Raw genomic sequence first — 5,593 nt, forward strand, 5'->3', positions numbered from 1 at the left:
TGAACGTCACAATGGTGACGGCGAGTGAGAGACACTACATGCCGCCACTCTTCATGGAGGTGGCTTTAGGTTCCGCTTCCGCCGATGAAACGTGGGCGCCAATAAAGAACGCCGAGAAGGTCTACGGTTTTAAGGTTGATATAGATAGAGTCACAGAAATAAACCTCGCGGACAGGCAGGTGAAGATCGAGGGTGGGAAGGTCTACGACTACGACTACCTCTTCCTCGGATTAGGCGTCAAGTACGTCTGGGACAAGTACAAGGGTATGAGCGAATACGGCCACCACAACTATACCCTTGAGGGGGCTCTTGAACTCCATAAGGCCCTCTCTGAGTTTAAAGGAGGGAAGATAGTCATCTACGCTCCAGAGGGGCCCCACCGCTGTGGAATCTACCCCTACGAGATGAGCCTCAACCTCAGGATGTACTTCGAGCACAGGGGAATTGAAAACGTCGAGATAACCGTCGTCCATCCGGACAAGAGACCAGCCATAGGTCTCGGTCCTGACTTAGTCAGGTTCTTCGAGAGGGGGATGGAGAAGGCCAACGTTAAGTTCATCCACAATGAGGGGCACGTCGAGATAACGCCGAACAAGGTTGTAACCAAGAACGCCGAGGTTGACTACGACCTGCTCATCAAGATACCGCCCATAGCAATACCAGACGTCATGTCCTTCATGGCGAGCGAGAAGGACCCGCGCTGGGCGAAGGTAATCGGCCCGGACTTCCGCTACCCGGGCTACGACGAGGTTTACATCGTCAGCGAAGCTTCAATGCCGCCGCTCGGACTGCTCACCGCTGGAGTCCCGCTCCACAACGCTTCAATCGTTGCAGCAACCAGCATCCTCCACAGGATACACGGCGGTTATCCGGTTGCCGAATACTCCCCAACGCTCTGCGTTGGCCACGGCTACAACACCGGCTTCTCAGGGAACTGCGAGTACGAGTGGAAGGAGGACAAATACAAGCGTGAGTGCTACCTGCTCTTCAAGAGCCCGCTCGTGAGGTTCATGAAGGACTCCTTCTACAGGGGATGGCTGGACAGCTTGAGGATGTGAGGTGGCGAAGATGAGCGAGCTTAAGCTTACCCAGGAAGAGGTTGTAGCCCTTAGGGAACTGGCTGAAGTGGCGCTTGCCCTCAAGAAGGGCGGGACCCTCGGGCTCCTCAAGGCAATGACGGCCAACGGTGACAAGCTCCTTGAGACGATAGCAGAGGAGAAGGCAGTCCTTAGGCTTCTTGGCGTTGGGAACGCCGCTCTGGAGCCGGTCAGGGCGCTTGAGACAGCAGAGGTCAGGGAAATAAGCTGGAACACTGAGGAGCTCGTCAGGGCGCTCCTCAAGGCCTTGGCAAAGACCAACCCGAAGGGGGTTCCCAAGGTCGGCATGACCGCTGCCCTGGGCTACCTCCGCGATGAAGACGTGCAAAAGGGACTCGGCTTCCTTCTAATCCTTGCCAAGAACCTCGGGGCGGCTTTAAACGGCAAACTCTGACCCTTTTCTTCTTTTAGGGGGTGAGAGCTTGAGGATCCTCTTTACCTACATGGGCGCTCCCACCGAACCGGATGAAATCGAGGACTTCATATTCCGCTTTCTCTACGACGTAAGGCACCACATAGGGCTCGGCATTCCCGGGGCTAAAGCCATAATCAAGGGGATAGCGAAGGCGAGGGCGAGGCAGGTTAGGGAGCACTACGCGTTCATGGGCGGGAAAAGTCCTCTCGTTAAGTATATGGAGGAGATAGCGGAAGCGGTAAGCGAAAAGACGGGCCACGAGATAAGGCTCGGTATGTGCTATTCAAAGCCCCTTTTGGAAGAACTTAATTGGGACTTCGACTTAATATTCCCTCTCTACCAAGTCTACTCAAGCTCAACCACGGAGCGCTGTCTGGTTAGGATAAGGGAGCTTTTTGGCGAGAAGCCCTACGTTAAGGAATGGTGGGACAATGAGAAGTTCATCCGCTGGGTTCAGAGGAATATCGAGGCTGGACTGAAGGAGAGCGGCTTTGAAGAGCCTTACGTCATCCTCAGCGTTCACAGTTTGCCGAAGAGGGTAATCGAGGAAGGCGACCCCTACGAGAAGAGTCACAGGAGACTCGCCGAAAGGATCATGAAAGCCTTTGACCTTCCATGGGAAATCGCATTCCAGAGCAAGTTTGGAAAAGGTGAGTGGCTTGGACCGGAAGTCCCTGATGTATTGGAGAAGCTCAAATTGGAGGGAGTTAATGAGGTTTTGATTTACCCACTCAGCTTCCTCGTTGAGAACGTTGAGACGCTCTACGAGCTTGATGTTGAATATAAAGAGGTCGCGGATAGGCTCGGCCTGAGATACTACCGGGCCAGGTTGAACCACCGCGACCCGCTCCTGAACGAAGCTATAGCAGAGGTGATTGAAAATGCCGGTTACTAAAACCGAAAGGGTTGGAGTAAAGGGAGTTGAGAAGTTTACCAACGCCTTCATAGCCTACATAATGGGCTTCGTTGGTGGAGTGCCTTTGATACTGATGAAGGATACCGACGAGTTCACAAAGCTTCACGCGGCCTATTCAAGCGTCATGGGCTTCTTTGCCTGGCTCGCCTTCATGGCCCTCTGGCACATGCCGGTGAACAAGGTCTACCCCCACTTCGGGCCGGCCCTCTACGTAGTTTACGCATGGCTCGTCTATGCTGCCTTTGGGATGTACACCTACATCAGGGGAAAGGTCTACAGGGTTCCCGGAATTGATAGGATGGCGAAAGGTCTAATAAGGGCTCTCTCCAATGCCGTGTGAGGGATGTCGATGAGAAAACCCGCAGTGGTGGTCCTTCTAATTACCGCCTTACTTCTCCCCACCGTTCTCGCCAATGTCTCAAGCGATTTCATGAACTCCTTCATTGAGGCCGTCAACACCGGCAATTATTCCCTGATAGAACCCTACATGAGCAGTGAGCTGAAAGCCCAGTTCACGGAGGGCTACTTCGAGCAGATAAGGGAGTTCACACTCAAGAACTATGGGAAACTTATTGGTTACACATATGTCAAAAACGAGACCTCCGGTGGCTTTCTCAGGGTTGAGTACAGAGTTGAAGCCGAAAAGGGCTCCTTCCCGGTTCTGCTTGCATACAAAAACGGCCAGCTCGTTGGAATCGCCTTGGGCATAAGGGCGAGGCCCAACCCGACGGGCATGCTCCTCACGATGCTCGGTGCTCTAATCGTGCTTGCACTCTTCTGGCCCTTTAAGAGACCGGAGGTTGCGGATCTGATACTGGGCGCGGGGATAGCCCTTGTCCTCGCGATAATAATCCCCTTCTACTCGATAACCTCCCTCTTTCTCCTAACTTCCCTCCAGGCGAGGGCCTTCATGGTAGCCTTTCTCTCGGCACTGACGATTGAGGGCCTGAAGTTCTATTTTTCCAGGAACAGGAACGGTCTTTCCATAGGCCTCGGCATTGGAATCGGTCAGTACGTTCTCCTCTCGGTTGGAACCTTTGTGGCAACGAACTTCATAATGAAGCTCCCGGTTTCCTTCTCCGGGGGAGCCAGCTACGCTTTCCTTGAGGCACTGCTCTTCACGACCTTCCATGGTCTGAGTGGTCAGTCCTACTCTGTGAAAGGGTTCAGGGTCTATCCACTCTTTGCCGCCCTCGAACTTGCGGTCCTCTACCTCATGGGAGTCGGGAGCTACGGCCTCGCTATTGGGGTTTTGGTTCTTTCAGCTGGAGTTGCATGGACTGGAGGTGGCTCCGTTGGAATCTCTAGACGAAAAGCTCGTTGAGGCCCTGGAAGGTAGCGTCGAACTAGCGAAGAAAATTGGGGAGTACATCATCAGGAGCGGGGGAAAGAGAATAAGGCCGAGGGTAACCCTAGCGGTATCGAAGGGGTTGGGCCTTGGGGAAGGCGACGCCCTCGACCTTGCCTCGGCAGTCGAGCTTATACACACCGCCAGCCTCGTTCACGACGATGTCATTGACCTCGCCGAAAAAAGGAGGGACAACCCAACGGTGGTCATGCGCTGGGGCCCTGAGCTTGCAGTCCTAACCGGGGACTTCCTCTTCGTCAGGGCGCTGAGAATAATAGCCTCCAAGAGGAAAGAGATGGTGGATTACGTTGCCGAAGCGGTGGAGGAGATGGTCAAGGCGGAAATCCTTCAGGAGGCCGTAAGGGGTAGCGTCCACCTTGACCTGGACACATACTACAAGATAATAGACGGCAAAACGGGCAGGCTCTTCGGTGTGGCCTTCGCTCTTCCGGCTTACTACCTTGGAAAGCCCTTCTGGAAGGAGCTTGACAGGGCTGGAATACTCGTAGGAAGGGCCTTCCAGATAGTTGACGACGTCCTCGACTACTTTCCGGGAACAGGGAAGGATCGCTTCAAAGACCTCCTCAACGGAAAGGCCACCCTGCCGTTGATCCTCTACACGGAAAGGTTCGGCTCGGCCCTCGTGGAGAAGATCCTCAGGGAGCCGGGAGAGGAAATCCTTCTGGAGCTCTTCGAAAGGATGAAAGAGGCCGAGGTCTTCGGCGAGGCGATTGACATGACTAGAGGCTTTCTGGAAGAAGCCGTTGGCATAATAAATGGCCTTCCATTTGACTCGGGGAAGGTAGTTGACCTGCTCTCAGACTACTTCGGGAGAACCTTTAAAAAGTTTGAAAAAATCCACACCTAACCTATCGAATTTTGCTGGTGATTACAATAGTTCAAAGCACTTTCGGGAAAAGACGAAAAAGTTTAAAAAGGTTTGTTAGACAAACCTAATGGATTTTGACGGAGGGGGAGCAATGATAGGCCTTCTCGCAACGCTTGCCTTTGCAGTGCCCCTTGCCGGTGGAGTAGTCCTGTTCAAGCTCGACGAGAGGAAAGCGGACGCCCTAATGCTCTCTTCCTTCGCGCTCGCGATGCTCTTCCAGCTTTGGGTGGCAATTCTCTACCTACTCAACCACTTTGGGGAGACCCTCCACAGGGTTTACCTAAGAAGCACCCAGTTCGGCGAGGCCTATGGCATTATAATCGACCCCATGAGCGTTCTAATCGGCACCGTTGTTGCCGTCGCCGGCTTCATTTTCATGTTTTACGGGATGGAATATATGAGCGAGAGGAACATCGGCCATCCAGGGGGAAAGGGAAGGGGCTTATTCTACGCTTGGATGGCTCTCTTCGAGGGAGCAACACTCGGCTTCATTTATTCCTCCACTTTTCTGGCTCTTCTCATATTCTTTGAGCTGATGGGCCTTGCCTGCTGGGGTGTGGTCAGCTACTATCATACTCCAGCCGGAAGGAGGGCCGGCTTCAAGGCCTTTATAATACCGAATATTGGAGCTATGATAGGTTTCTACACTGCCGTTTACATCGGCCTGACCCAGCTCCACGACTTAAGCCTCTTCTCGCTTTCGAAGGTTTCCCCAAATATTAAGCCCTGGTTGTTTATAGCGCTACTCTTTGCTGGCTACACCAAGAGCGCCCAGTTCCCGACCTATTCCTGGATCCCCGATGCCATGGAGGCCCCGACTCCGGCAAGTGCCTTCCTCCACGGTGCAGCGATGGTCGAGATGGGTGTCTACCTCGTCGCCAGGGTTCTTCAGTTTATAGGGCCCCTGCCAACGTGGGTCTTCTACTTC

7 protein-coding genes are annotated in these 5,593 nt (G+C 53.6%); all 7 read left to right on the top strand.

Going from position 1 to position 5,593, the window contains the following annotated elements; all coding sequences use genetic code 11:
- Positions 1–1,058, top strand: a 1,058-nt coding sequence (locus MVD07_RS07610; RefSeq protein WP_297500378.1) for an FAD-dependent oxidoreductase, incomplete at its 5' end; no start/stop codon positions are given.
- Between the two features lie 10 nt (positions 1,059–1,068).
- Complete coding sequence (locus MVD07_RS07615) at positions 1,069–1,491, top strand: DUF1641 domain-containing protein (RefSeq protein WP_297500381.1); 423 nt, start codon at positions 1,069–1,071, stop codon at positions 1,489–1,491.
- Positions 1,492–1,519: 28 nt separating this feature from the next.
- Positions 1,520–2,407, top strand: coding sequence for a ferrochelatase (hemH, locus tag MVD07_RS07620; protein WP_297500384.1), 888 nt, complete (start codon positions 1,520–1,522; stop codon positions 2,405–2,407).
- Entirely contained in the window at positions 2,394–2,768 is a 375-nt protein-coding gene (locus MVD07_RS07625) for a hypothetical protein (protein WP_297500387.1), read from the top strand. Before hemH ends, MVD07_RS07625 begins: the two co-directional genes overlap by 14 nt.
- A 9-nt stretch (positions 2,769–2,777) precedes the next feature.
- Positions 2,778–3,752 (top strand): DUF3887 domain-containing protein, encoded by a 975-nt coding sequence (locus MVD07_RS07630; protein ID WP_297500389.1) that lies wholly within the window; start codon positions 2,778–2,780, stop codon positions 3,750–3,752.
- Positions 3,715–4,644 (top strand): polyprenyl synthetase family protein, encoded by a 930-nt coding sequence (locus tag MVD07_RS07635; RefSeq protein ID WP_297500392.1) that lies wholly within the window; start codon positions 3,715–3,717, stop codon positions 4,642–4,644. The genes MVD07_RS07630 and MVD07_RS07635 overlap by 38 nt, the downstream gene beginning before the upstream one ends.
- An 88-nt stretch (positions 4,645–4,732) precedes the next feature.
- The coding region (locus MVD07_RS07640) for a proton-conducting transporter membrane subunit (protein ID WP_297500395.1) at positions 4,733–5,593 on the top strand (861 nt) is incomplete at its 3' end.

Source organism: Thermococcus sp. (genome assembly GCF_027008145.1).
Classification (GTDB): Archaea; Methanobacteriota_B; Thermococci; order Thermococcales; family Thermococcaceae; genus Thermococcus.

Bases quoted from the DNA above. Each gene is read 5' to 3' on its own strand.
- MVD07_RS07615 (WP_297500381.1), top strand. From the start codon at position 1,069: ATGAGCGAGCTTAAGCTTACCCAGGAAGAGGTTGTAGCCCTTAGGGAA.
- MVD07_RS07625 (WP_297500387.1), top strand. From the start codon at position 2,394: ATGCCGGTTACTAAAACCGAAAGGGTTGGAGTAAAGGGAGTTGAGAAG.
- MVD07_RS07630 (WP_297500389.1), top strand. From the start codon at position 2,778: ATGAGAAAACCCGCAGTGGTGGTCCTTCTAATTACCGCCTTACTTCTC.